Origin of the sequence: Achromobacter agilis, assembly GCF_900496965.1 — a bacterium.
Taxonomy (GTDB): Bacteria; Pseudomonadota; Gammaproteobacteria; order Burkholderiales; family Burkholderiaceae_B; genus Achromobacter; species Achromobacter agilis.
On sequence record NZ_UFQB01000012.1, the window covers coordinates 12423 to 34540 of the forward strand.

Consider the following 22118-nt stretch of genomic DNA (forward strand, 5'->3'; position numbering starts at 1 on the left):
CATGGCCGACAACGACATCGTCCTGGACGTGCAGGGCCTCACTGTCGACATCGCCACGCCGCGCGGCCCCCTGCACGCGGTGCGCGACGTGTCCTTCCAGGTCCGGCGCGGCGAAACGCTGTGCCTCGTCGGGGAATCGGGCTGCGGCAAGTCCATGACCTCGCTGGCCATCATGGGCCTGCTGCCCAAGGCCGCGCAGCGCCGCACGCGCCGGCTGGCGGTGCTGGGAGAAGACCTGTCCGCCGCACGCGGGCGACGCGTCAATGCCCTGCGCGGCAGCAAGATGGCCATGATCTTCCAGGAGCCCATGACGGCCCTGAACCCCGCCTACGCCATCGGCGAACAACTGACCGAACACTACATCCACCACTGCAAGGCAAGCGCGCAGCAGGCGCGCGACCGGGCCGTGGAGCTGCTGGAAAAAGTCGGCATCGCCTCGGCGGGGCAGCGGCTGGCCCAGTATCCGCACCAGCTGTCGGGCGGGCTGCGCCAGCGCGTGATGATCGCGATGGCGCTCATGTGCGGGCCCGAGCTGCTGATCGCCGACGAGCCCAGCACCGCGCTGGACGTCACCATCCAGGCGCAGATCCTGCGGCTGCTGGCCGACCTGCAGGCCGAGCTCGGCATCGCCATGGTGCTGATCACCCATGACCTGGGCGTGGTCGCGCGCATCGCGCGGCAGGTGGCGGTGATGTATGCGGGCCAGATCGTCGAGGAAGGACCGGTGGCGGAACTCTTCGCCACGCCCCGCCACCCCTACACGCAGGGGCTGCTGGGCTGTATTCCGGTGCCTGGCCGGACGCCGCCCGGCGCAGCGTTGGGCACGATTCCCGGCGTCGTGCCCGCGCTGGTGGGCGATCTGCAAGGCTGCGCCTTCCGTGACCGCTGCCCGCACGCGCAGGCGCGCTGCCGCGAGACCGTGCCCGTGCACGGCGCCGGCACCGGACAGCGCTGGCGCTGCATTCTCCATCCGGAAGGAGTCCTGGCATGAGCCCGACGCGCCCCCTGCTGCAAGCCGACGCCGTCAGCCGGCAGTTCTCGATCCGCTCGGGCATGTTCCGGCCGCGCAGCACCCTGCATGCCGTCAATGGCGTAGACCTGGCGGTGGAACGCGGCGCGGTGCTCGGCATCGTCGGCGAATCGGGCTGCGGAAAGTCCACGCTGGCTCGCATGCTGCTGGGCCTGACGCCCCCGACCGACGGCGCGGTGCGGCTGGACGGCCAGGACATTCGCAGCCTGGACCGGCGCGCGCTTGCCCGCCGCGTGCAGCCGATTTTCCAGGACCCGTATTCCTCGCTGAACCCGCGGCGCTCGATCGCGTCGATCGTCTCCCTGCCCCTGGAAGTGCACGGCATCGACAATCCCAGGCAGCACAAAGCCATCGAGATGCTCGAACGCGTGGGGCTGCCGCCGCGGCTGGCCCACAACACGCCGGGCCAGCTGTCCGGCGGGCAGCGCCAGCGCGTGGCCATCGCGCGGGCGCTGGTGATGCATCCCGAGATCGTCATCTGCGACGAGCCCACTTCCGCGCTGGACGTATCGGTGCAGGCGCAGATCATGAACCTGCTCATGGACCTGCGGCGCGAATTCAACCTGACCTACGTCTTCATCAGCCACAACCTGGCGGTGGTGGAGCATATCGCCACCCACGTGGCGGTGATGTACCTGGGCAGGGTCGTGGAATCCGCCGCCACCGCGCAGCTCTTCCACGATCCCCGCCACCCCTACACGCAGGCGCTGCTGGCGTCGGTGCTGACGCCCGAGCCCGGCCTGGGCATTCCGGACATGGGTCTCGGCCTGTCGTTTCCGGATCCGCTGCGCCCGCCCCCCGGCTGTCCGTTCCATCCGCGCTGCCAGCACGCCATGGCCCAGTGCAAGACGGAGCGCCCGGCGCTGGCCGATCGCGAACACACCCTGGTGGCCTGCCACCTCTATCCCCTTCCCCCCTCTTCCCCGACCGGAGCCAACCCATCATGACCCGCGCACATGCCATCTCCCAGGCGGAACAGTGTTTCGATTCCGGCGCCTTCCGCTCCCTGCTGGCGCGCCGCCTGGCGATGCCCACCGAAAGCCAGAACCCCGACCGCGCCGCGGTCCTGGCCGACTATCTGGAATCCGAGATCCGCCCGGCCTTCGAAGCCCTGGGTTTCAAGTGCCGGACGCTGACCCACCCGAAAGCGCTGGCGCCCTTCCTGTATGCCGAACGCATCGAGGACCCGGCCTTGCCCACCGTGCTGGGCTACGGCCACGGCGACGTCATCCGGGGGCTGGAGCGCGAATGGAAGGAAGGCCTATCGCCCTGGGCGCTGACCGAATCGGAAGGCCGCTGGTACGGCCGCGGCATTGCCGACAACAAGGGCCAGCACACCATCAATATGGAAGCCTTGCGGCTGGTGCTGGAAACGCGCGGCAAGCTGGGGTTCAACGCCAAATACCTGATCGAAATGGGCGAGGAAACCGGCTCCATGGGCCTGCGCGAGCTGTGCGATGAACACCGCGCCCTGCTCTCGGCCGACCTGCTCATCGCTTCGGACGGGCCGCGCCTGAGCGCGCAACGCCCCACCGTCTTCCTGGGCGCGCGCGGCAGCCTGAACTTCGACCTGAGCATCGACGCCCGCGCCGGCGGCCACCATTCCGGCAACTGGGGCGGCCTGATCTCCAACCCGGGTATCCAGCTGGCCCACGCGATCTCCACGCTGGTGTCGCCCACGGGCCAGATCCGCGTCCCGGAATGGGTGCCCGCGGAATTGCCCGCCGCGGTGCGGCGCGCCCTGGCCGATTGCCAGGTAGACGGCGGCGCGGACGGGCCCGAAATCGAACCCGGCTGGGGCGAACCCGGGCTGTCGCCCGCGGAACGCGTATTCGGCTGGTGTTCGTTCGAGGTCCTGGCCTACAAGACCGGCAACCCCGACACCCCCGTCAACGCCATTCCCCCCAAGGCCTGGGCGCGCTGCCAGCTGCGTTTCGTGGTGGGCGTCGATCCGGACGGACTCATTCCCGCCCTACGTCGCCACCTGGACCGCCAGGGCTTCCCCATGGTCAAGATCACCCTCACGCGCGAAAGCATGTTCCGCGCCACGCGCATCGACCCCGAAGACGCGTGGGTGCGCTGGGCGGTCGAATCGCTGGAACGCACCTCGGGCGCCAAGGCAGCCGTGTTGCCGAACCTGGGCGGATCGCTGCCCAACGACATCTTCACGGACGTGCTGGGACTGCGCACGATCTGGGTGCCGCACTCCTACCCCGGCTGCTCCCAACATGCCCCGAACGAACACCTGCCGCCGGAACTGCTGCGCCAGGCGCTGAGCCTGATGACAGGGCTGTACTGGGACTTGGGCGCAGGCGGCACGCCCGCGCTGGCGCGCTGAACGTATCAGGGAGTGATGAATGCCTTGATAAGGCCTAAGAAACAGGAACGAACCCCAAAAAAAAGCCTCCGGCTAGGAGGCTGATCCGGGCGGCTGCCGTATTCGCATGCCGTCGAGAAAAAGGTCTGTGATGAAATCCGCCTGGGCCTCGCGCTGCTCCGCGTCGGGGGCTTGCCGGGTGAAGCGCTCGATGGCGCCCATCAGCGATTGCGCGAACCAATCGGCGCGGACCTCCGACCTGAATAGGCCCGCCTGCTGTTCCGCCCGCACGTTGTCGGCGATCATCGCCACCAGCTCGTCCTTCAAGGCCTCCGCGGCGGCGACCTGGAAGAAACCGATGCGGGTGAGGTTGGGATCTTCCTGCAGGATGCTCAAGAGGCCGTTCACGCCCCGGCGGATGCGGCCGGCCAGTTCTGCCCCGGCCAGCCCGGCCGGCAGGCGCGCCTGGCCGACGGCGTGGCGCAGGCGCTGGGCGAACATGCCCACCAGTTCATCGTAGGCGGCTTGCTTGCTGGTGAAATACTGATAAAAGACGGGTTGGGTCACGCCGGCGCGGGCGACGATGTCGCTGATCCGGGTATGCTGGAATCCGCGTTCGGCGAACTCCGCAGCGGCGACCTCCAGGAGTTGCAAGCGGGTGCGTTCACCTTTAGTGAGACGCTTGTCTTGCGATGAAGTGGGGGGCGGGGCCGTAATCATCGCGAGAAAATACTACCGTTCAGCACTTTTAGCCACTCCTTCAGAAGCGATACTTTCCGTCGATGACCTTGATGTTGCGCGTTTGGCCCGCCGCCCTTGCGATCCCCCTTGCCGTCCTCGGTTCCGGTTGCGTGCCCTACCCCGTCTACAAGACGATGCAGCCCGATGCGCGCATCACCGTGCTGGACCCAGGCTCGCAGCCCGTGGCGGATGCCCGGGTCGTCCTGATCAGCAGTTCCTATCCCTATGGCCGGGAGCGTTTCCGCAATGAAGCGCGCAGCGGATCCGATGGCGTAGCCACTTTCCAGGCGATCCGCGAATGGCGCGCGGAATCCATGATGCTGCATGGATCCCAGGTCTATTTCTGGAACTGGTGCGTGGAGAAAGAGGGTTACGAAACGTACGCAACCCTGAACCGCGAACCCTCGGGTTTCGACGACGAGGCGCGGATCCAGTTGCAGGCCGGCAAGTCCCGTCCGTGCAACAACGAGCAACTGCCGCAGGCTCCGCGCCGCAAGTCCTGAAACGGGTTGAAATCCCGGTAGCGCTTGAGACAGGTTGTCGCGCCGGGGGCGGCGGTAAAGTAACGGTATCGCCCCGGGCAGCGCAACGCGCCCGCCCGGGCGCACAAGGAGCGGAATCATGAAGCGGTTTTCGAGCCGGGCGGCCATCGCGGCGCTGGCTCTGGCGGTGGCCAGCGCGCCCGCGATCGCGGGCGGCAGACATGGCGGTTATTGGGGCGGCGGCCATGGCGGCGGGTATCACCATCACCACAGCGGCAGCAGCAGTTCCAGCGGCTGGTGGATAGGCGGCGCGTTCGCGCTGGCCGCGGTCGGCCTGATGCTTGCGGCGGACTCCGGCCCGTCCTACGCGCAGGCGGGCGTCTACGCGCCCGGCGTGGGCTACACCAGCCCGCCCGTGTATGCCTCCCCCGTCTATGACGCGCCTCTGTATGAGCCGCCGCCCGCCTACGCGTCCGCGCAGCCGCAGTACGCGCCGGCGCAGCAATACGAATCCGCGCCGCCCATCGATGCGGCGCAGGCCGGCGCCAGCACGGACTGCCGGCGCTGGGCCATGAACCAGAGCGGCTATGACCCGGCCACCCCGACGCAATGGACCACCCAGGTCACGGTGGACACCTACAACCGCATGCTGGATTCCTGCATGAAGAGGTAGGCTCTCCCCCTACCCGCTACGCGGCCCCCCACAGGGGGCGGCGCTGGCGGACCGGCGGAGCCGGATCCGCTGCGCGGCGGTTCGAGGAGGCCGCTTTGATGCAAAGGCCCCTATCGCTGCATCCCCGTGTCCTTCTCTGCGGGTATACCCGGTTGTCTCTGCGCGCCGGCATGCACAAACTGCATGCCGGCGCGTCGCGTTGGACGGCCGTCATTGCGCCCAGGCGTAGACCGCCGGGCATCAAGGGGAAAGAAAGCATGTTGAATTTCAAGCGGATCGCCGGGCTATGCGCGCTCGGCGCGGCCTGCGCGCTCTCTGGCGCCGCACACGCCCAGACCGACGCCAAGGGCCAGTCCATGACCATCGTGGTGCCCTACGGCGCCGGCGGCATCGTCGACAACACCGCCCGCGCGTTCGCCCAGAAGCTGGCGGCAGAACTGGGCAAGCCCGTCGTGGTGGAGAATCGTGGCGGCGCGGGCGGCATGATCGGCATGAACGCCGTAGCCCGCGCCCATGACGAAAACACGCTGGGCTTCACCGCCGTCAGCCCCGTGACTTTGTCGCCGCATGTGATGAAGACCCTGTACGACCCGCTGAAGGACCTGGCGCCCGTGGCCGCCGTCATGTATTCGCCGGTCTATCTGGTGGGCGGCCCGAAGTTCACGGGCAAGACGTTCAAGGACATGCTTTCCCAGGCCAAGGCCGACCCCGACGGCCTGTCGCTGGCGACGGCCGGCGTCGGTTCGCTGGGCCATCTGATGCTCGAACAGATCAACGGCCAGGCCGGCGTGCGCATCGCCCACGTGCCGTACAAGGGCATGGCGCAAATGGTGCCCGACGCGCTGGGCGGCCAGTTCACGCTGATGCTGGTCAACGCCTCCGGCCCGATCAACGCGCTGATCGACGAAGGCAAGCTGAAGCTGCTGGCGGTGGGCTCGCCCGTGCGGCTGCCGGCCCGGCCGGACACCCCCACCCTGGCCGAACTGGGCTACCCCATGGCCAATATGACGTCCACCTTCGGGTTCTTCGCCCCGGCCAGCACCAGCCCGGAGTTCCGCGCGCGCATGAACGGCCTGATCAACAAGATCGCCGCGATGCCGGACATCAGCAAGCCGCTGACCGACGCGCTGAACATCATGTCGCCGGGCACCATGGAACAGTTCGCGGCCCAGGTGCAAAAGGAATACGCGGACAACGGCAAGATCGTGAAGGAAGCCAAAATCGGCAGCGAATAGACGCGGCGGCGGGCTGGCGGATCAGCGCCGCCCTGCCCGCCAGAGGCACAGCAGGCCCGCGATCAGCAAGGCGCCGGCCGGCAGGATCCAGACGAATCCCGAGTCGGTATAGACCACTTGGTCGACCGGATCGTAGTAGCGGCCCAGTTCATTGAAATCCCATTTCAGGTATTGCGCGTACCAGGCATAGAAGCTCAGCCCGGACAGGCCCATGCAGACCCCGCCGGCCGCCCGCAGCAGCCAGCTGCGCCCGGCGCGCCCCGCCATCTTCCATGCCAGGGCCGCGCCGCCCGCCACGGCCAGCAGCGCCAGCCACGCCGCCACGCTAGCCGCCATCGTCCGCCTCCAGGCCGGCCAGCCAGGCCTGGGCCTCGGGCCACTGCTTTTCGCTGAATACGCGCACACCCTCCCGGCCCAGCAGTTCGGCCGTCACGCCCATGCCGGGCTGTTTGCGGCCGGCGAAATGGCCATCGTAGACATAGCCGCTGCCGCAGGACGGGCTGCCTTCTTTCAGTACCGCCATGCGGATTCCATGCCGGCGCGCGGCGGCCAGCGCCTCCTGGGCGCCCCGCACGAACGGGGCCGTCACGTCCTCTCCGGACGCCGCCATGACGCGAGCGCGGCCGGCCAGCACGGCGGCCGCATCGGCGTCCGGCTCGATCTCGGCGGGCGGCCGGGGCACCGGCAGGCCGCCCGCCATTTCCGGGCAGACGGACACCACCCGGCCTTCCTCCAGCCAGCGCGCCAGGACCGTGTTGTCATGGGAAACGCCGCGCCCGTCGTAGCGCACGGGCTTGCCCAACAGACAGGAGCTGACCAGAACGTATTGCATGCCCGAATCCCGGATCCAAAGCCGGGATGATAGAACACGGCATCACGCGCCGCCCGCGTCCTGCGCCCCCAGCCACGCCCGCAATGCCGGATCGCGCACCTCCAGCACTTCGAACAGGCCCAGCGCGCGCAGCGCGGGCAAGGCCTCTTGGATATCGCGCCTGGCGGCGGCTACGGCGCTTGCCGGGGCTTCCGGATCGATGCAGACGCGCGCGTTGGCCAGGAATGCCCCGACCGTGCCCTTGCGCACCTTCACGCCATTGAAATCGCCTTGATCCCTGCCATCCGGCAGAACGTCCTGTGCCCGCATGATTGCTCCCGCTGTTCCGATACAGGCGTTACGATAGACCCGCCACCCTGGCTAGTCTGCGTTATTCCGGTCAATCAATACGGTATTTTTGCCAATGCCTACTTCCGCCCTTTCGCGCCCATTGCTGGATCCTGGGCGCGCCCGGTCGCGCGGGGGCCCACGCCTGATCGCCGTCAGCCGCCACGACGGCGCGCTGCGGCACACCGCCACGCACCAGCATGCGCGCGGCCAGTTGCTGGGCGCCTATCAGGGCCTGCTGACCGTCTATGCCGGCGAAAGCCAATGGGTGGTGCCCGCGCAGCAGGCGGTATGGATTCCTCCCGGCCAGCCGCATGGGCTGCGCTCCCATGGCCCCTATGCGGGCTACAGCGCGTACCTCAGCCCCTCCGCCTGCGCCGGCCTGCCGCAAGCGCCTTGCGTGCTGCAGGCTTCGGCCCTGCTGCTGGCGGCCGTCGAGCGCGCCGCGGGCTGGCACGAGGGCGCGGCCGAATCGTCCGGCCCTTCGGGCCGCCGCATCGTGGAGTTGATCCGGGATGAGATCCGCACCCTGCCGCGCGCCGGCGCAGCCCTGCTGCTGCCCCGGGAACCCCGGCTGCAGCGCCTGGCGATCGCGCTGTCGGACCAGCCTTCGGACACCCGGTCGCTGGAAGATTGGGCTGGCGCCATCGGCATGGCGCCGCGCACGCTGGCGCGCCGCTACCTTGCGGAAACCGGATTGACGGTGGGGGCCTGGCGGCAGCGCGCCCGCCTGATGCGGGCGCAGGAAATGCTGGCGGGCGGCGCCGCCGTGACCGCCGTGGCGCTGGAGCTGGGCTACGACAACGTCAGCGCCTTCATCGCCATGTTCAAGCGCGAGCTGGGCACCACGCCGGGTCGCTACGGCGCCTCGGCGGATCAGGAAGGGCCGGTACGCCCCTGAGCCGATCGACGGCCCTACCCGGCGTTACGGGCGCGCTCAGGATTCGGCGGCCGCCTTCTTCGGGCGGCGGGCCGCGGTCTTGCGGGCGGGCTTGGCGGGAGCCTCCGCGGCGGCCTTGGCTTGCGGCTCAGGCGTGGCGGCGGGCTCGGCGGGGGCCGCCGTCTTGGCCGCGGCGGCCTTGGTGGCAGCCGTCTTGCTTGCTGCCGTCTTGGCGGCGGTGCGGCTGCGGGCCGTGCTGCGCTTCGCGGCGGGCTTGTCCTCCGCGGGCTGGCTGGCCTCGGGCTTGTCGCCGGCCCTTGCCACGCCGCCTTCGAACGGGTCTGCCGCCTTGGCCTTGCCGGCAGGCTCGCGGCGCGTTTCCGCTGTGGGCTCGGCAAAGGTCCATTCGGCAAGATTCACCGCGGGCAAGGGCTGGCGAGCCTGCGGCAAGGGCTTGGGCATGGGCGGAAGGCGCGACACCTGCGCGGGCTTGGGCGCTTGCGCCCGCGCCAGGGCGTCTGCCCGCATCGCTTCAAGCGCGGCGGCTTCCTTGGCAAGCTCCCGGGCAGCTTCGGCGTCCCTGTCGTCCTGGGAGGCCACGGCAGCGGGCGCTTGCACGGGAACCGGCGTGGCGGCCGGCGATTCGGACGGCGCATCCGGCACCGTAGCGGCGGTTTCCTTGCCCGCGGCCTGCTCGGCGGACTGGCCTGGTGCCCTGTCCGCGCCGCCCTGCTTGCGGCCGCCGCGCGACTTGCGGGCGGAGCGGGAACGGGATTCTTCCTGGGCCGCGCCCGCCTCCTGCGCCTCGTCAGCCTCGGGTGCCGGCGAACGGGCCGGCGCAGGACGGGAGCCGCCATTGCCAGCGGCCCGGTTCACGGGCGGCGCGCTGCCCGTGCTGTCCCGATACACATAGGTGCCCGCGTTCTCTTCGCGCCCCACTTCCAGCAGGCCGCGCGATTGCGCTTCGTCCAGCAGGTTCCCGAAGGCGCGGAAACCGTAGTAGGACTCGTTGAAATCCGGCCGGCGGCGCTTGAGCGCGTCCTTCAGCGCCGAAGCCCAGATCTTGCCGCTGTCGCCGCGTTCGGCCACCAGCGCTTCGAAGGTCTCGACCACCATCTCGACCGCCTGGGTCTTGCGGGCCTCTTGCTCTTCCTTGCGCCGGCGCTCCTCTTCGGGGGTGCGGCGCTGGCCACCGGCCGCGCCGCCGGCGCCGCGGTTATCGCGCCGGGCCTCGGCGTTGCGCTGGCCCTCGCGCGCCAGGTCGTCGTAGAAAATGAATTCGTCGCAATTGGCGATCAACAGGTCCGAGGTGGATTGCTTCACGCCCACCCCGATCACCTTCTTGTTGTTCTCGCGCAGCTTGGACACCAGCGGCGAAAAATCGGAATCGCCGCTGATGATCACGAACGTGTTGACGTGGGACTTGGTGTAGCAGAAGTCCAGCGCGTCCACGACCAGGCGGATGTCCGCCGAATTCTTGCCCGATTGGCGCACGTGCGGGATCTCGATCAGCTCGAAATTGGCCTCGTGCATGGGGGCCTTGAATTCCTTGTAGCGCTCCCAGTCGCAATAGGCTTTCTTGACGACGATGCTGCCCTTGAGCAGCAGGCGCTCCAGCACGGGCCGGATGTCGAATTTGTTGAATTTCGTGTCGCGCACGCCCAGCGCCACGTTCTCGAAATCGCAGAAAAGCGCCATGCTGACGCTTTCGTTGGGGTTGTTCATGTTTTGCTCCGGTTCAGAGGCGGCCGCCGGGCGAGACGCCGCCATATGTCGCCCATGATATACATATCCGTCGATCCACCACGGCGCCACCGCCCCGCTCCCTATGTCCGACGGCCATTTACCGCCCGCGCTCGCCACCGGCCGCCTCCTCCTTCCGCCCCTGGCCATCCAGGACGCGGACGCCATCCAGCGCGTCTTTCCGCAGTGGGAAGTGGTGCGTTTCCTGGCCGATCAGGTGCCCTGGCCCTATCCGCCGGACGGCGCCCGCGTCTATCTTGAACAGGTAGCGATTCCCGCCATGCGCCAGGGCACGCAGTGGCACTGGTCCATCCGCACGCGGGCGGAGCCGGACGTCCTGATCGGCATCGTCAGCCTGATGGACGACGACACCGGAAACAACCGCGGCTTCTGGCTGGACCCCGCCCACCATGGCAAGGGCTACATGACCGAGGCCAGCGAGGCCGCCACCGCCTACTGGTTCGAGGTGCTGGGCAAACCCGTGCTGCGCGCCCCCAAGGCCGTTGCCAACACCGCCTCGCGCAATATTTCCCGGCGCGGCGGGATGCGCTTGGTCGGCACGGAGGAACGCGGCTACGTCAGCGGGCGCCTGCCCACCGAGATCTGGGAGATCACCCGCGAAGAGTGGATCGCCCGCCATCCGCGCCCGCCCGCCTCCGCCTGACCCGGCCCCGTTTTATCCGCCGCCGGATCCTGTCCGTCTGTCCGGGGCAAGCCGGCGCTTACCGCCCTTTTCGCCCCGCTTTCCGGCCGATTGAGCGGCGCCGGTCCTGGCTAGAATTCCCGAAAATCCGGCATTCCGCACACGGGGATGCCTTCGTTATCGGGCAAGATCCATGAATCCGTCTACCGTCATCGGCGCCGCCGTCGGCCTGCTCACCGTGGTCATCGTCGTGGCGCTGGCCGCCACCGACCCCGGCCTCTACATCAACCTGCCAGGCCTGGCCATCGTGCTGGGCGGCACCTGCGCCGCCCTGTTCATCGCCTACCCCCTATCGGAGGTGATACGCATCTTCAAGCTGGTACGCACCGTCTTCCGCAACGACCAGCACGACCAGCAGCGCGACATCGAAGAACTGGCCGCGATGGCCCAGCTGTGGATGAACACCGATGTCCGCAAGGTCGAAGAGGAGCTCAAGAAGGTTTCCAACCCCTTCCTGCGCACAGGCGTGCAGTTGATCATCGACAACACGCCCGAAGACCAGATCATCGAACTGCTGCAATGGCGCGTGGCGCGCCTGCGCGCCCGCGAACAGGCCGAAGCCCAGATGTTCCGCGTCATGGCCACCTTCGCGCCCGCCTTCGGCATGCTGGGCACCCTGGTCGGGCTGATCAACCTGATGTCGGTGCTGGGCGACGGCAGCATCCAGACCATCGGGCAGCAACTGGCCATCGGCCTGATGACCACCTTCTACGGCATCCTGCTGGCGAACCTGATCTGCAAGCCGATCGCCCTGAAGCTGGAACGCCGTACCGCAAAGCGGGTCGAGTCCATGAACATGGTGCTGCAAGGTATCGCCATGATGTGCGAGAAACGCGGCCCCGCCGTCGTGCGTGAAACCCTGAATTCCTTCGTGATGCACGTCGAAGACGAAATCTACGACGGCGGCGTCGCCGCCAAGCCGAAGGGCGCGCCGGCCAAGGCCGAAGGCCAGGCCAAGCCCGCCGCCAAGCCCGTCTCCATCGCCCGCCCCGCCGCCGCGCGCCAATGAGCCTGATTTCCCCCACCCTGGCCGAGCGGATAGAGCAGGCCCGCCAGGCCCAGCTGCGCGCCCAGAAAGCATCCGCCGACAGCGGCTGGCGCCAGGACAAGAGCGGCCGCCAGGACCGCCACGCCCGCTGGCACGTCGAGGAATCCGTCGAGCAGGATTCCGAGAACTGGCTGCTGAGCTACCTTGACCTCATCACCCTGCTGCTGGCGCTGCTGGTCGTCCTGCTGGCGCTCACGCGCCTGCACGGCCAGCCCTTCGGCAACGCCGAGCAGCCGGTGGAACTGGTGGGCACGCTGGCCGCCACCGGCCTGCCCGCGTATGACGGCGAATACGCCGAATTCGACGCGGTCGCCATCCCCGCCAGCTGGGCCGAGCTGCCCGCGCCGGCCGCGGCGCCCAGCGTCGCCGTCGCCAGCGCGCAAGCGCCCCAGGAGGGCGAGGTTGTCGCCGAAGCCGCCCCGCCGCTGCGCGCGCCCTCCAAGGAATCCCTGGGCCTGGCCGATCTCGGCAACTCGGTGGACGTCATCATCAACGAGCAGTCCGTCAGCTTCCGCATCAGCAACGAACTCCTGTTTCCCTCGGGCCAGGCCACCCTCAGCCCCGCCGGGCTGGACGTCATCAAGCGCCTGGCCGGCATCCTGGGCAAGAACGAATACCAGGTTTCCGTGGAAGGCCACAGCGACCCGGTGCCTATCCAGACCCGCCAGTTCGCCTCCAACTGGGAACTGTCCAGCAGCCGCGCCACCAGCGTGCTGCGCGAGCTCGTGCGCGATGGCGTGGCGCCCCAGCGCCTGCGCGCCGTCGGCTACGCCGAAACACGCCCCCTCGAGTCCAACGACACCCCGTCGGGCCGCGCCGCCAACCGCCGCGTGGAACTGATCATGGACATCACTGCGCCGCAGAAGGCGGCGCAAAGCGCGGCGCCGGCCGCCGCGCCCGCCCGGTCCTGAGCGGCCGCCCCGGTCAGTGGCGGTGGCGCCGGTTCCCGCGATCGTGGCCCCGATAGCTGTCGTGGCCGCGATAGCCGGTACGGCGATAGGAATGGTCGCGCCCGCGATCGCGGTCCCAATGGCGACGATGGCCGCGGCCATCGTCGCCCGTAATGACGTTCCCCAGCACCCCGCCCGCCGCGGCGCCGCCCAGGGTGGCCCAAGGGTCGCCATCCGACAGCAGCGCGCCGGCCACGCCGCCCAGCCCGGCGCCGATGACCGTGTTGCGGGTCTGCTTGTCGGCCAGCGCCGTCGTGCCGAAGCCCAACGCCAACACACTCGCGAGCACCACTTGAATCAATCGTTTGGTGATGGCCATAATTATTCTCCCGTAGCTGGCTGGTCCTGCGATGCCTGCGCATCCGGGCCGCTAATCACACTATCGGGAGACAACTTAGCACTTCAGCTGTGTGTCAGTCCTGCAGCCTGGGATACGGGGTGTATAAGCTGTTTCAGTCGCTTTCCCCTCGGACCTACACTAGGCGGATCCCTGTCCGCGCCCTAGACACTCATGGCTCCTCGCGAATGCCGCAGCGCCACGCCGCCAGCCCCGCCCTCCGCGCCGGCCGGCGCGGCCCCATTGCAGGACCCGGCCCTGCTGCGCCGCCTGCTGCGCGCCAAGGATCGCATGGATGCGGCCTCGCACGAGGCCTGGCCCGTCGAACGCCTGGCCGCAATCGTGGGCGTCACCCAGGCCCATTTCGCCCGCTCGTTCAAGCAGGCCTTCGGCATTCCGCCGCACCGCTATCTGCTCACGCGGCGCATCGAGCAGGCCATTGCGCTGCTGCGGGACACGTCCCTCAGCATCACTGACATCGCCTTCGCCACGGGCTGGGAAAGCCTGGGCACCTTCGGCCGCATCTTTCGCGACATCACCGGGCGCAGCCCCGGCGCCATGCGCCGGGAATCGCTGGCCGCGGGGCATCAGCCCGGCGGCATCCCCGCCTGCGTCCTGAAGGCCGCGCTGCGCCCGGATCTCAACACCGCAGTTTTGGAGAAGCGCCGCCGCATGGCTGGCGATACAGTCCGGTCTTCAACCCAGGAGGTCACATGAACCAAGGAATCAGCGTGGTGGGCTTGTACGTCGGCGACCAGGACGAAGCGCTCGCCTTCTATGTCGGAAAGCTCGGATTCACCGTCCACACGGACGTGCGCAACGGCCCATACCGGTGGCTGACGGTCCAGCATCCGGACCAGCCCTCGTTCCAGCTCGGCCTGTTCGCGCCCGGCCCGCCCGTCCACGACGACGCGACCGCGCAGACCCTGCTCGCCATGGTTGCAAAGGGCGCCATGCCACCGCTGGTCCTTCATGTGGCCGATTGCCGGGAAAGCTACGCCCGGCTGAAAGCCGCCGGCGTCGAGTTCACACAGGAGCCGGTGGACCGCTACGGCAGCGTGGACGCGGGGTTCCGCGACCCCGCCGGCAATGGCTGGAAGATGATCCAGGCCCCGGGCGGCGCGGCGTAAACGCTGGCGGATGCGCCGTCGTCACGCACTGGCGCCAGGCGCCGCGCGGCGGTCGCGCGTGCCGAACCAGACGCCCGACAGCACGAGAACGAAGGCGCCCACGAGGCGCCAGCTCAGGGAATAGGAGGCACCGAGCAGCTCGATGGCCATCGCGGTGACCGGGGCAAGCGCCTGGAACGCCATCACGCGGCTGGCGTCCAGGCGGCCCAGCGCCCACAGCAAACAGAAATAACCCAGGCCGCTGGACAGCCCGATAAAGACAACATTGGCCCACTGCACGGCCGACAGACTGGGCACTAGCGGCGCGCCGCTAGCGGCGCACACGCCCGCCAGGAACACCACGGAAACGAACATCGCGAACGCGCTGACGCACAGCGCCGGGTACTTCCTGAGATAAGGCCGGTACAGGAGACTGCATGCCGCGCCGATGAATGTCGCCCCCAGCAGCGACGCCCAGGCGCCGGCGTCATGCGCCGCGGGCGCGGCGGATGGCGCCAGCAATACGGAAACGCCGAAGATCGCGACGCCGGCGCCGGCCATCCGGGGCCAGCTGAACAGCTCCCGCCCCGTGCCGATCGCCAGGCACATCGTCAGCAGCGGCACCGTCGAAAACACCAAGGCGCAGGTCGCCGCGGGCAAACTCGCAAGCGCATGGTTCAACAGCAGCATCAGTATCGCGAACTGGAAAATCCCCAGGCCCGCCACCGCAAGCAGGTCTTTCGCGGAAAAAGGCACCGACCAGCGCCGCAGCACCGGCGGCGCCAGCAGCGCCAGGCCGATTGCATAGCGCAGGAACGCGAGCGTTTCAGCCGTGGTATCGGCCGACACGATGCGCGTGGAAACCATGGCCGCGCCCACGAGCATGCCGGTCAGCGCGGCGGCGCAGGTTGCCTTGGCGAGGTCGTTCATCGCTAGCCTGGCTTGTTCGCCGGTCCGGCCGGCGCTTCCCGCGGGCTCACAAGTCGCGGGCCCAGACCTGTCCGACCAGATCCTGGCCGAAACTGTGATGCGCTTCTTCTTCGATCAACCGGAACCCCGCTTTCTCGTAGATCCGGCGGGCATCCGTCAGCACGCTGTTGGTCCACAGCATCATGCGCGTGTAGCCCGCCTGCTTCGCGAACCGCAGGCATTCCTCCACCAGCCGGCGGCCGATGCCCAGGCCGCGCGCGCCCGCGTCGACGTACAGCAACCGCAGCTTCGCCGTCGTCTCATCCTGCCGCACCACAAAAACCGAACCGGCCATCTTTCCGTCTTTCTCGGCGATCCAGCAGCGTTCGCAAGTCCGGTCGAATTCGCGGATGAATTTGGCCACGATCTCGGCCACCAGGGCTTCGTATTCGGCGTTCCAGCCGAATTCCCGGGCATATACCACCGCCTGGTTGGCCACCACGAGGCCCATGTCGCCGGGCAGCGGATCGCGCAGCACATAGCCCGCGGGCGCCGGGCTGCCAAGAAGGTTATGGATGTCGTTCATGGCGTCGACCAGCTGCTTCTGCGCCGGCTCCGGCAGTTGTTCGAGGACAGCGATGATTTCGTTTCTGGAGGCGTCGTTAAGCGGCGCAAACGCGGCCCGCCCGGCTTCGGTCAGTTCGAGCTCGGCAACGCGCGCGTCCGCCGCCGATCGCGTCTTGACGATCAGGCCCTGCTTCTCGAAGCCCGATATCACGCGGCTGACGTAGCCCGCATCGAGGTTCAACTCCCGGCAGAGATCGGACGTGCTGAGGGCCAGGCGGTGCGCCAGCTCGTAGAGGATGCGGACTTCGGTGAGCGAAAACGCGCTGGCCAGCAGGTGCTCATGAAGCACGCCGATGTGCCGCGTATAGAAGCGGTTGAACCGCCGCACCGCCTCGGCACGGTCGTAAAGCGCCTGATCCGTCATGGCTCTCTCCAAATACTTGCTTAAGGCATATTATTAATTGCTTTTGGCAAGTATTCAAGGGTTATCCGGCGGCTGGCCGGCGCGCGAGCCAGGCACCGGCGGCATGAAGAACCGGTGCCCGGAAAGGGATGGCGAAAACGCGGGAATCGGCGGTAATCTGGCGGGTCCGATCCGTCGTCCGCACAGGAAGATCCATGTCCTACCTGCTTTTCATCGTCGAACCGGTGGGCCAGCGCGCCCAGCGCACGCCCGAAGAAGGCCGCGCAGCCTATGCGCAAATGGTGGACTACGCCGAAGACCTGAAATCGCGCGGGCTGCTGGTGCGCGCGGAATCGCTGAAATCGGAGTCGGAAGCCGTGCGGCTGCGGATCCGGGGCGACGAGCGTTCGCTGGTGGACGGCCCCTATGCCGAGGCCAAGGAAATGATCGGCGGGTTCTTCCTCCTGACCTGCGAGACGCGCGAAGAAGCGCTGGCGCTTGCGGCGGAGTGCCCTGCCGCCCAATGGGCCACGGTGGAGGTTCGGGAGCTGGGCCCCTGCTTCCTGTAGGCGCCGCGCCCCCGGGGCCCGCCATATCGGCGGGGCCGGCGGCCTGGGTATTAGCAGTTTCCTTTCTTGGCCTGCCCGGGCGGACAGAAGCCGCCGCGGCCGCCGCCGTCGTGCGGATCGACGATGACCGCGCCGCTGGGGGTATAGACGGCACAGCCGGAAAGCAAGGACGCCACCAAGGCAAGGCTACAGAGGATTTTCATATCGGTGTTCAGAGTTACGGACGCTGCGAGTGTAAGAACGCGCCGTGAAACCAGGCCCGAGCCTTGGTAACAATCTGCTTACCGCGGGGACCGCCAAAAGCCCGAACGCCGCCTCCAATCGGGTACTTACCCTAGGTTTTCCATTTTCCTGTCGATTCGGCATGTTGCGGTTCGTCGTACCTGTACAAGCCCCGGAACATGGGGGCTGCGTTTTCCCAACCAAGGAGACTCAGGAATGCGATTCATGATCCTCGTGCGGGCCACGCCCGACAGCGAAGCCGGCGTGATGCCGGAAGAAAGCCTGTTCGCCGCGATGACGACGTACCATGAAGCCCTGGCCAAGGCGGGCGTGCTGCTCGATGCCAACGGCCTGCAGCCTTCGTCCAAGGGCTGGCGGGTGCGCTACGAAAACGGTCAGCGTTCGGTGGTGGACGGTCCCTTTGCCGACACCAAGGAATTGATTGCCGGCTACACCATGATCCAGGTGCGCTCGCGCGAAGAAGCGATGCAGTGGGCGCTGCGCTTTCCCGAACCCTTCGTCGGCCAGCCCTGCTCGATCGAAGTGCGCCAGATGTATGAGCTGGACGATCTTCCGCCAAGCAAGGCGGTCGAACGGTTCCGGCAGATATCGGTCAATGGCCGCTGAGCGGCCGGCCTCTCTCGACGCGCCGGCCGCCCACGGCCGGATACGAACAGAAACCACACGGAAACCAGACATCATGCCCAAGCAGATCTTCGTCAATCTCCCCATCTCCGACATGCAGAAATCTCAGGCTTTCTTCAAGAGCCTGGGGTTCACGTTCAATCCGCAGTTCACCAATGACCAGGGCGCGTGCATGGTCGTCAGCGACGACATCTACGTCATGCTGCTCGTGAAGGACTTCTTCCAGACCTTTACCGGCAAGCCCGTGGCCGATGCCACCAAGACCACCGAAGTACTGATCGCGCTGTCCTGCGACAACCGCGCCGAGGTGGACGACCTGGTGGCCCGGGCGCTGACCGCGGGCGGTACCGCGCCACGCCAGCCGCAGGACCACGGCTTCATGTATGCCCACGGCTTCGAGGACCTGGACGGCCACGTCTGGGAACTGGTGTACATGGTTCCCGGCGAAGTGCCCGTCGTATGACGGCGCAGGCGGCCACGCATCGCGCCATCGAGGCGGTCTGGCGGATCGAGGCCGCCAGCGTCATCGCCGGCGTCGCGCGCCTGGTGCGCGACGTCGGGCTGGCCGAAGAACTGGCGCAGGATGCCCTGGTCGCCGCCCTGGAACGCTGGCCCGAGACCGGCGTGCCGGACAACCCGGGAGCATGGCTGATGACCACCGCCAAGAACCGCGCCCGCGACCGCTTGCGGCTGGACGCGCTGCACACTCGCAAGCACGAGCAGATCGGCCACGAGCTGGAGGCCTTGCAGGCCGACGTGGAGCCCGATTTCGTCGAGGCCCTGGACGCCGCGCGCCAGGACGACATCGGCGACGATCTGCTGCGCCTGATGTTCACCGCCTGCCACCCGCTTCTGTCCACCGAGGCCCGGGTCGCCCTGACGCTGCGCCTGCTGGGCGGGCTGTCCACCGCCGAGATCGCGCGCGCATTCCTGGCGTCGGAATCCACCATCGCGCAGCGCATCGTGCGGGCCAAGCGCAGCCTCAGCGCCGCGCGCGTGCCCTTCGAAGTGCCGCGGGCCGAAGAACGGGCGCCGCGCCTGGCCTCCGTGCTGGAGGTCATCTACCTGATCTTCAATGAAGGTTATTCGGCCACGGCGGGCGATGACTGGACCCGCCCCGCGCTGTGCGACGAAGCGCTGCGCCTGGGCCGCGTGCTGGCGGAACTGGTCGCAGGGGAAAGCGAGGTGCACGGGTTGGTGGCGCTGATGGAATTGCAGGCTTCGCGCCTGCATGCCCGCGCCGATGCGCAGGGCCGCCCCGTGCTGCTGATGGACCAGGACCGCGGCCGCTGGGATTCCCTCCTGATCCGGCGCGGCCTGGCGGCGCTGGCGCGGTCGGACGCGCTGGGCGGCGCGCGCGGCCCGTACGCGCTGCAGGCCGAGCTGGCCGCCTGCCACGCCCGGGCGCGCGCGCCCGAAGACACCGATTGGCCCCGCATCGTGGCGCTGTACGACGCGCTGGCGCAAGCCCAGCCTTCGCCCGTGGTGGAACTGAACCGCGCCGTGGCGGTCGGCATGGCGTTCGGCCCCCAGGCCGGGCTGGACCTGGCCGACGCACTGGCGCAGGACCCGGCGCTGGCCAACTACCACTGGCTGCCCAGCGTGCGCGGCGACCTGCTGGCCAAGCTCGGCCGCCAGGCGGAGGCCCGCGTCGAATTCGAGCGCGCGGCCGGCATGACGCGCAATGCGCGCGAACGGGAACTGCTGCTGGCGCGGGCCGAAGCGATGCGCCCGGACGCATGACGCCTCGGCAAGCCCAACCCGCCCCTGCCGACGCCGGACGTGCTTAAATTCCGTCCATGCATCCCGCCAACGCCGCTCCGCCGGATTCTGGCGCGCCCGCCATGCCTGGGGTGCCGGCGGCGTTCGACCATCCCGGCGACCGCGCCGAGTTCAGGCAGGCGCCGCACCTGCCGGGCGTCGAGCTGTACCGCGCCCACATCATCCGGCATGCCTTCGAACCGCACACCCACGAAGCCTACGGGCTCGGCGCCATCGAATCCGGCGTCGAGCGCTTCCGCTACCGCGGGTCGGATCATCTTGCGCCGCCCGGCTCGGTGGTGCTGATGAATCCCGACGAACTGCATACCGGGCGCGCCGAAACCGAAGGCGGCTGGCGCTACCGCATGGCCTATCTGGATCCGGACGTGGTGGCGCGCGTGACGGGCGACAGCCGCTGGTGGTTCGACGCCGCGGTAGGCGCCGACGCTGCCGGCGCGCAGCGCGTGACCACCCTGCTCGATACCCTGTGGCAGGCGCGCGAGCCGCTGGCCTTCGACAGTGCGCTCTACGCGCTGCTGGCCGAATTCCGCCGCCACGCGCGGATGGCACGGCCCGCCCGGGCCGAAGGCGCGCCGCGCTTCGCGCCCGTGATCGATTACCTGCGCGCGAACCTGTCGCGGCGGCTGACGCTGAACGAACTGGCGGCCGTGGCCGGGCTCAGCCCTTTCCATTTCCTGCGCCGGTTCCAGGCCCAGTATCACGCCACGCCGCAGCAAATGCTGATGGCCCTGCGGCTCTTCGAGGCTAAGCGCCGGTTGGCCGCGGGCGAGCCGCCCGCCCAGGTGGCGCTGGCCGCCGGCCTGACCGACCAGGCCCACCTGACCCGTGCTTTTTCGCACCGCTACGGCGTCACGCCCGCCCGCTACCAGAAACAGGTCCGTTCCTGAACCCCGGACAGCAAGCTGGTACAAGACGCGCCGGTTCCGCCCCGGCTAGATTGGGGCCTGACTGACCTGGAGCGCTTGGTATGTGGGCTGGAACCCTTTACGCCCTGGCCGCCGGCCTGATGTGGGGGCTGGTGTTCGTGGGCCCCTTGCTGTTGCCGGAATATCCCGCGGCCCTGCAATCGGTGGCGCGCTACCTGGCGTTCGGCCTGATCGCCCTGCCGCTCGCCTGGCTGGACCGCCGCGCCCTGCGCCAGTTGCGCCGCGCCGATTGGATCGAGGCGCTGAAGCTGGCCGCCATTGGCAACCTGTTGTACTACCTGTGCCTGGCCAGCGCCATCCAGCGAGCGGGAGGGCCCTTGCCCACCATGCTCATCGGCACACTGCCCGTAGTGATCGCCATCAGCGCCAACCTGCGCAACGCGCGGCGCGACGGCAAGCTGCCCTGGAAGCGGCTGGCGCCCTCGCTGGCGCTGATCGCGCTGGGCATCGCCTTCGTCAACCAGGTAGAGCTGCAGGCGTTGCGCCAGGAAGCCGATGCCGACCTGCGGCGCTACGCCGTGGGCGCGCTGCTGGCGCTGGGCGCCGTGGCGTGCTGGACCTGGTACCCGTTGCGCAACGCGGACTGGCTGCGCGCGCACCCGGACCGCAGCCCGCGCACCTGGGCCACCGCGCAGGGCGTGGCCACCCTGCCGCTGGCGTTCGTGGGCTATGCCGCGCTGTGGGGCGGCATGGCCGCCACCGGCAGCGCGTTTCCGATGCCCGCGGGCCCGCGTCCCGAGGTATTCCTGGGCTTGATGGCCATCATCGGCCTGTTCGCGTCCTGGCTGGGCACCCTGTGCTGGAACGAGGCCAGCCAGCGCCTGCCCACCGCGCTGGCCGGACAGCTCATCGTGTTCGAAACGCTGGCGGCCCTGGCCTACGCCTTCATCCTGCGCGGGCAGATGCCGCAACCCCTGACCCTGGCCGGCATCGCCTGCCTCATGGTCGGCGTGCTGCGCGCCGTGCGCGTGAAGCCCGAACCGCTGCCCGCCGCCGCGGCCTGAACTACAGGATCTCCGGCAGCCGGCGCAGGTCGTCGATCACCTCGGAGGCGCCTTCGTCCAGGAGCCGCTGGCGCTGGTCCGGCCCGTTGTGCGACGCGCCCACGAAGCCCACGGCGCGCATGCGCGCGGCGCGGGCCGCGCGCATGCCGGGCACACTGTCTTCCACCACCACGCAATCCAGGATCGCGGCGCGCATCTGCCGTGCCGCGAACAGAAACACGTCCGGCGCCGGCTTGCCGCGCGCCACCTGCGCCGTACTGAAAACATGGGGCGCGAACGCCTCCCACAGGCCCACCATCTTCAGGGCGGCCTCGAGCTTGGCGGGCATGCTGCTGGAGGCCACGCAGACCTGCATCCCGCGCTCGCGCAGCGCCGCCACCGTCTCGGCCGCGCCGGGCAGCGCGCGCAGCTCCTCGCGGAACGTGGCTTCCAGCCTGTCGGCGTACTGCCGCGCGAACCCGTCCGGCAGGCTGCGTTCGTTTTCCTGCTGCAGGGTGCGCCACATGTCCGCATCGGGGATACCGGCGAAACGGCGCGCGGCCTCTTCGGGCGTGATGGCGATGCCATGCGCGGCCAGCGCCCGCGATTGGGCGCGCGCCGCGATGATCTCGCTGTCGATCAGCACGCCGTCGCAATCGAAGATGACCAGGCGGGGGGCAGGCGTATGCATAGGAACTCCACAAA

General features: G+C 68.7%; 28 protein-coding genes. 18 read left to right on the top strand and 10 right to left on the bottom strand.

Annotation, left to right across the window (positions count from 1 at the left end):
* Position 1: 1 nt before the first annotated feature.
* The 3 genes from AGI3411_RS15285 to AGI3411_RS15295 are packed head-to-tail and all read left to right on the top strand — an operon-like array spanning position 2 to position 3368.
* Positions 2-991, top strand: coding sequence for an ABC transporter ATP-binding protein (locus AGI3411_RS15285; RefSeq protein WP_129528219.1), 990 nt, complete (start codon positions 2-4; stop codon positions 989-991).
* Entirely contained in the window at positions 988-1977 is a 990-nt protein-coding gene (locus tag AGI3411_RS15290) for an ABC transporter ATP-binding protein (protein WP_129528220.1), read from the top strand. The genes AGI3411_RS15285 and AGI3411_RS15290 overlap by 4 nt, the downstream gene beginning before the upstream one ends.
* Entirely contained in the window at positions 1974-3368 is a 1395-nt protein-coding gene (locus tag AGI3411_RS15295; protein ID WP_129528221.1) for a M20 family metallopeptidase, read from the top strand. Before AGI3411_RS15290 ends, AGI3411_RS15295 begins: the two co-directional genes overlap by 4 nt.
* A gap of 72 nt (positions 3369-3440) precedes the next feature.
* On the opposite strand, the gene AGI3411_RS15300 is transcribed toward AGI3411_RS15295, so the two are convergent.
* Positions 3441-4001: a TetR/AcrR family transcriptional regulator gene (locus AGI3411_RS15300; RefSeq protein WP_341867915.1), complete on the bottom strand. Its 561-nt coding sequence runs from the start codon at positions 3999-4001 to the stop codon at positions 3441-3443.
* 137 nt (positions 4002-4138) lie between these two features.
* Between AGI3411_RS15300 and AGI3411_RS15305 the strand changes: the two genes are divergently transcribed.
* The 3 genes from AGI3411_RS15305 (at position 4139) to AGI3411_RS15315 (ending at position 6478) form a co-directional block, all read left to right on the top strand.
* Positions 4139-4591 carry a carboxypeptidase regulatory-like domain-containing protein gene (locus AGI3411_RS15305; protein WP_129528222.1) on the top strand — a complete coding sequence of 151 codons (453 nt, stop codon included), beginning with the start codon at positions 4139-4141 and terminating at the stop codon, positions 4589-4591.
* A gap of 118 nt (positions 4592-4709) precedes the next feature.
* Positions 4710-5243 (top strand): hypothetical protein, encoded by a 534-nt coding sequence (locus AGI3411_RS15310; protein WP_129528223.1) that lies wholly within the window; start codon positions 4710-4712, stop codon positions 5241-5243.
* A 257-nt stretch (positions 5244-5500) separates the two neighbouring features.
* Positions 5501-6478, top strand: a complete 978-nt coding sequence (locus AGI3411_RS15315; protein ID WP_129528224.1) for a Bug family tripartite tricarboxylate transporter substrate binding protein — start codon at positions 5501-5503, stop codon at positions 6476-6478.
* Positions 6479-6499: 21 nt separating this feature from the next.
* On the opposite strand, the gene AGI3411_RS15320 is transcribed toward AGI3411_RS15315, so the two are convergent.
* Genes AGI3411_RS15320 through AGI3411_RS15330 form a run of 3 tightly spaced genes read right to left on the bottom strand, consistent with a single transcriptional unit; the run spans position 6500 to position 7619 of the window.
* Positions 6500-6814, bottom strand: a complete 315-nt coding sequence (locus AGI3411_RS15320; protein WP_129528225.1) for a hypothetical protein — start codon at positions 6812-6814, stop codon at positions 6500-6502.
* Positions 6804-7310 (bottom strand): 2-thiouracil desulfurase family protein, encoded by a 507-nt coding sequence (locus AGI3411_RS15325; RefSeq protein WP_129528226.1) that lies wholly within the window; start codon positions 7308-7310, stop codon positions 6804-6806. The genes AGI3411_RS15320 and AGI3411_RS15325 overlap by 11 nt, the downstream gene beginning before the upstream one ends.
* A gap of 42 nt (positions 7311-7352) precedes the next feature.
* Positions 7353-7619 (bottom strand): hypothetical protein, encoded by a 267-nt coding sequence (locus tag AGI3411_RS15330; protein ID WP_043547935.1) that lies wholly within the window; start codon positions 7617-7619, stop codon positions 7353-7355.
* Between the two features lie 94 nt (positions 7620-7713).
* Here AGI3411_RS15330 and AGI3411_RS15335 point away from each other — a divergent pair, with 94 nt between their 5' ends.
* Positions 7714-8538: an AraC family transcriptional regulator gene (locus AGI3411_RS15335; RefSeq protein WP_129528227.1), complete on the top strand. Its 825-nt coding sequence runs from the start codon at positions 7714-7716 to the stop codon at positions 8536-8538.
* A gap of 36 nt (positions 8539-8574) precedes the next feature.
* Here the strand turns inward: AGI3411_RS15335 and AGI3411_RS15340 are convergent, their stop codons facing one another.
* The gene (locus tag AGI3411_RS15340) at positions 8575-10242 is read right to left on the bottom strand and encodes an NYN domain-containing protein (RefSeq protein WP_129528228.1); all 1668 of its coding nucleotides are present in this window, start codon (positions 10240-10242) and stop codon (positions 8575-8577) included.
* A gap of 103 nt (positions 10243-10345) precedes the next feature.
* On the opposite strand from AGI3411_RS15340, the gene AGI3411_RS15345 reads away from it, so the two are divergent.
* The 3 genes from AGI3411_RS15345 (at position 10346) to AGI3411_RS15355 (ending at position 12922) form a co-directional block, all read left to right on the top strand.
* Positions 10346-10924 carry a GNAT family N-acetyltransferase gene (locus tag AGI3411_RS15345; protein WP_129528229.1) on the top strand — a complete coding sequence of 193 codons (579 nt, stop codon included), beginning with the start codon at positions 10346-10348 and terminating at the stop codon, positions 10922-10924.
* 172 nt (positions 10925-11096) lie between these two features.
* Positions 11097-11972, top strand: a complete 876-nt coding sequence (locus AGI3411_RS15350; RefSeq protein WP_129528230.1) for a motility protein A — start codon at positions 11097-11099, stop codon at positions 11970-11972.
* On the top strand, positions 11969-12922 hold the full coding sequence (locus AGI3411_RS15355) for an OmpA/MotB family protein (protein WP_129528231.1): 954 nt from the start codon (positions 11969-11971) through the stop codon (positions 12920-12922). The genes AGI3411_RS15350 and AGI3411_RS15355 overlap by 4 nt, the downstream gene beginning before the upstream one ends.
* A gap of 13 nt (positions 12923-12935) precedes the next feature.
* Here AGI3411_RS15355 and AGI3411_RS15360 read toward each other — a convergent pair whose 3' ends face one another.
* Complete coding sequence (locus tag AGI3411_RS15360) at positions 12936-13280, bottom strand: glycine zipper 2TM domain-containing protein (protein ID WP_129528232.1); 345 nt, start codon at positions 13278-13280, stop codon at positions 12936-12938.
* Positions 13281-13472: 192 nt separating this feature from the next.
* On the opposite strand from AGI3411_RS15360, the gene AGI3411_RS15365 reads away from it, so the two are divergent.
* Together AGI3411_RS15365 and AGI3411_RS15370 are read left to right on the top strand one after the other, a co-directional pair.
* A complete protein-coding gene (locus AGI3411_RS15365; RefSeq protein WP_129528233.1) occupies positions 13473-14015 on the top strand; it encodes a helix-turn-helix domain-containing protein in 543 nt (180 codons plus the stop codon).
* Complete coding sequence (locus tag AGI3411_RS15370; protein WP_129528234.1) at positions 14012-14428, top strand: VOC family protein; 417 nt, start codon at positions 14012-14014, stop codon at positions 14426-14428. Before AGI3411_RS15365 ends, AGI3411_RS15370 begins: the two co-directional genes overlap by 4 nt.
* Positions 14429-14449: 21 nt before the next feature.
* On the opposite strand, the gene AGI3411_RS15375 is transcribed toward AGI3411_RS15370, so the two are convergent.
* Entirely contained in the window at positions 14450-15337 is an 888-nt protein-coding gene (locus AGI3411_RS15375; protein ID WP_129528235.1) for a DMT family transporter, read from the bottom strand.
* A 46-nt stretch (positions 15338-15383) separates the two neighbouring features.
* Complete coding sequence (locus AGI3411_RS15380) at positions 15384-16307, bottom strand: bifunctional helix-turn-helix transcriptional regulator/GNAT family N-acetyltransferase (protein WP_129528236.1); 924 nt, start codon at positions 16305-16307, stop codon at positions 15384-15386.
* Between the two features lie 194 nt (positions 16308-16501).
* On the opposite strand from AGI3411_RS15380, the gene AGI3411_RS15385 reads away from it, so the two are divergent.
* Complete coding sequence (locus AGI3411_RS15385; protein WP_129528237.1) at positions 16502-16855, top strand: YciI family protein; 354 nt, start codon at positions 16502-16504, stop codon at positions 16853-16855.
* A 50-nt stretch (positions 16856-16905) separates the two neighbouring features.
* Here the strand turns inward: AGI3411_RS15385 and AGI3411_RS30125 are convergent, their stop codons facing one another.
* Entirely contained in the window at positions 16906-17058 is a 153-nt protein-coding gene (locus AGI3411_RS30125; RefSeq protein WP_165359185.1) for a hypothetical protein, read from the bottom strand.
* A 235-nt stretch (positions 17059-17293) separates the two neighbouring features.
* On the opposite strand from AGI3411_RS30125, the gene AGI3411_RS15390 reads away from it, so the two are divergent.
* The 5 genes from AGI3411_RS15390 (at position 17294) to AGI3411_RS15410 (ending at position 21434) form a co-directional block, all read left to right on the top strand.
* The gene (locus tag AGI3411_RS15390) at positions 17294-17704 is read left to right on the top strand and encodes a YciI family protein (RefSeq protein WP_129528238.1); all 411 of its coding nucleotides are present in this window, start codon (positions 17294-17296) and stop codon (positions 17702-17704) included.
* A 73-nt stretch (positions 17705-17777) separates the two neighbouring features.
* Complete coding sequence (locus AGI3411_RS15395; RefSeq protein ID WP_129528239.1) at positions 17778-18185, top strand: VOC family protein; 408 nt, start codon at positions 17778-17780, stop codon at positions 18183-18185.
* Positions 18182-19465: an RNA polymerase sigma factor gene (locus tag AGI3411_RS15400; protein WP_129528240.1), complete on the top strand. Its 1284-nt coding sequence runs from the start codon at positions 18182-18184 to the stop codon at positions 19463-19465. Before AGI3411_RS15395 ends, AGI3411_RS15400 begins: the two co-directional genes overlap by 4 nt.
* 101 nt (positions 19466-19566) lie before the next feature.
* A complete protein-coding gene (locus AGI3411_RS15405; protein WP_129528241.1) occupies positions 19567-20391 on the top strand; it encodes an AraC family transcriptional regulator in 825 nt (274 codons plus the stop codon).
* A gap of 80 nt (positions 20392-20471) precedes the next feature.
* Positions 20472-21434: a DMT family transporter gene (locus tag AGI3411_RS15410; RefSeq protein ID WP_129528242.1), complete on the top strand. Its 963-nt coding sequence runs from the start codon at positions 20472-20474 to the stop codon at positions 21432-21434.
* Position 21435: 1 nt separating this feature from the next.
* On the opposite strand, the gene AGI3411_RS15415 is transcribed toward AGI3411_RS15410, so the two are convergent.
* Positions 21436-22104, bottom strand: coding sequence for an HAD family hydrolase (locus AGI3411_RS15415; RefSeq protein WP_129528243.1), 669 nt, complete (start codon positions 22102-22104; stop codon positions 21436-21438).
* Positions 22105-22118: the final 14 nt, after the last annotated feature.

Excerpts from the sequence above, each read along its gene's own strand:
- AGI3411_RS15335 (WP_129528227.1), top strand. The coding sequence starts at position 7,714 with ATGCCTACTTCCGCCCTTTCGCGCCCATTGCTGGATCCTGGGCGCGCC.
- AGI3411_RS15390 (WP_129528238.1), top strand. The coding sequence starts at position 17,294 with ATGCGATTCATGATCCTCGTGCGGGCCACGCCCGACAGCGAAGCCGGC.
- AGI3411_RS15400 (WP_129528240.1), top strand. The coding sequence starts at position 18,182 with ATGACGGCGCAGGCGGCCACGCATCGCGCCATCGAGGCGGTCTGGCGG.
- AGI3411_RS15375 (WP_129528235.1), bottom strand. The coding sequence starts at position 15,337 with ATGAACGACCTCGCCAAGGCAACCTGCGCCGCCGCGCTGACCGGCATG.
- AGI3411_RS15385 (WP_129528237.1), top strand. The coding sequence starts at position 16,502 with ATGTCCTACCTGCTTTTCATCGTCGAACCGGTGGGCCAGCGCGCCCAG.
- AGI3411_RS15295 (WP_129528221.1), top strand. The coding sequence starts at position 1,974 with ATGACCCGCGCACATGCCATCTCCCAGGCGGAACAGTGTTTCGATTCC.
- AGI3411_RS15370 (WP_129528234.1), top strand. The coding sequence starts at position 14,012 with ATGAACCAAGGAATCAGCGTGGTGGGCTTGTACGTCGGCGACCAGGAC.
- AGI3411_RS15340 (WP_129528228.1), bottom strand. The coding sequence starts at position 10,242 with ATGAACAACCCCAACGAAAGCGTCAGCATGGCGCTTTTCTGCGATTTC.
- AGI3411_RS15345 (WP_129528229.1), top strand. The coding sequence starts at position 10,346 with ATGTCCGACGGCCATTTACCGCCCGCGCTCGCCACCGGCCGCCTCCTC.
- AGI3411_RS15315 (WP_129528224.1), top strand. The coding sequence starts at position 5,501 with ATGTTGAATTTCAAGCGGATCGCCGGGCTATGCGCGCTCGGCGCGGCC.
- AGI3411_RS15355 (WP_129528231.1), top strand. The coding sequence starts at position 11,969 with ATGAGCCTGATTTCCCCCACCCTGGCCGAGCGGATAGAGCAGGCCCGC.
- AGI3411_RS15410 (WP_129528242.1), top strand. The coding sequence starts at position 20,472 with ATGTGGGCTGGAACCCTTTACGCCCTGGCCGCCGGCCTGATGTGGGGG.
- AGI3411_RS15320 (WP_129528225.1), bottom strand. The coding sequence starts at position 6,814 with ATGGCGGCTAGCGTGGCGGCGTGGCTGGCGCTGCTGGCCGTGGCGGGC.
- AGI3411_RS15325 (WP_129528226.1), bottom strand. The coding sequence starts at position 7,310 with ATGCAATACGTTCTGGTCAGCTCCTGTCTGTTGGGCAAGCCCGTGCGC.
- AGI3411_RS15365 (WP_129528233.1), top strand. The coding sequence starts at position 13,473 with ATGGCTCCTCGCGAATGCCGCAGCGCCACGCCGCCAGCCCCGCCCTCC.
- AGI3411_RS15310 (WP_129528223.1), top strand. The coding sequence starts at position 4,710 with ATGAAGCGGTTTTCGAGCCGGGCGGCCATCGCGGCGCTGGCTCTGGCG.
- AGI3411_RS15305 (WP_129528222.1), top strand. The coding sequence starts at position 4,139 with ATGTTGCGCGTTTGGCCCGCCGCCCTTGCGATCCCCCTTGCCGTCCTC.
- AGI3411_RS15285 (WP_129528219.1), top strand. The coding sequence starts at position 2 with ATGGCCGACAACGACATCGTCCTGGACGTGCAGGGCCTCACTGTCGAC.
- AGI3411_RS15415 (WP_129528243.1), bottom strand. The coding sequence starts at position 22,104 with ATGCATACGCCTGCCCCCCGCCTGGTCATCTTCGATTGCGACGGCGTG.
- AGI3411_RS15380 (WP_129528236.1), bottom strand. The coding sequence starts at position 16,307 with ATGACGGATCAGGCGCTTTACGACCGTGCCGAGGCGGTGCGGCGGTTC.
- AGI3411_RS15405 (WP_129528241.1), top strand. The coding sequence starts at position 19,567 with ATGCCTGGGGTGCCGGCGGCGTTCGACCATCCCGGCGACCGCGCCGAG.
- AGI3411_RS15395 (WP_129528239.1), top strand. The coding sequence starts at position 17,778 with ATGCCCAAGCAGATCTTCGTCAATCTCCCCATCTCCGACATGCAGAAA.
- AGI3411_RS15360 (WP_129528232.1), bottom strand. The coding sequence starts at position 13,280 with ATGGCCATCACCAAACGATTGATTCAAGTGGTGCTCGCGAGTGTGTTG.
- AGI3411_RS15290 (WP_129528220.1), top strand. The coding sequence starts at position 988 with ATGAGCCCGACGCGCCCCCTGCTGCAAGCCGACGCCGTCAGCCGGCAG.
- AGI3411_RS30125 (WP_165359185.1), bottom strand. The coding sequence starts at position 17,058 with ATGAAAATCCTCTGTAGCCTTGCCTTGGTGGCGTCCTTGCTTTCCGGC.
- AGI3411_RS15330 (WP_043547935.1), bottom strand. The coding sequence starts at position 7,619 with ATGCGGGCACAGGACGTTCTGCCGGATGGCAGGGATCAAGGCGATTTC.
- AGI3411_RS15350 (WP_129528230.1), top strand. The coding sequence starts at position 11,097 with ATGAATCCGTCTACCGTCATCGGCGCCGCCGTCGGCCTGCTCACCGTG.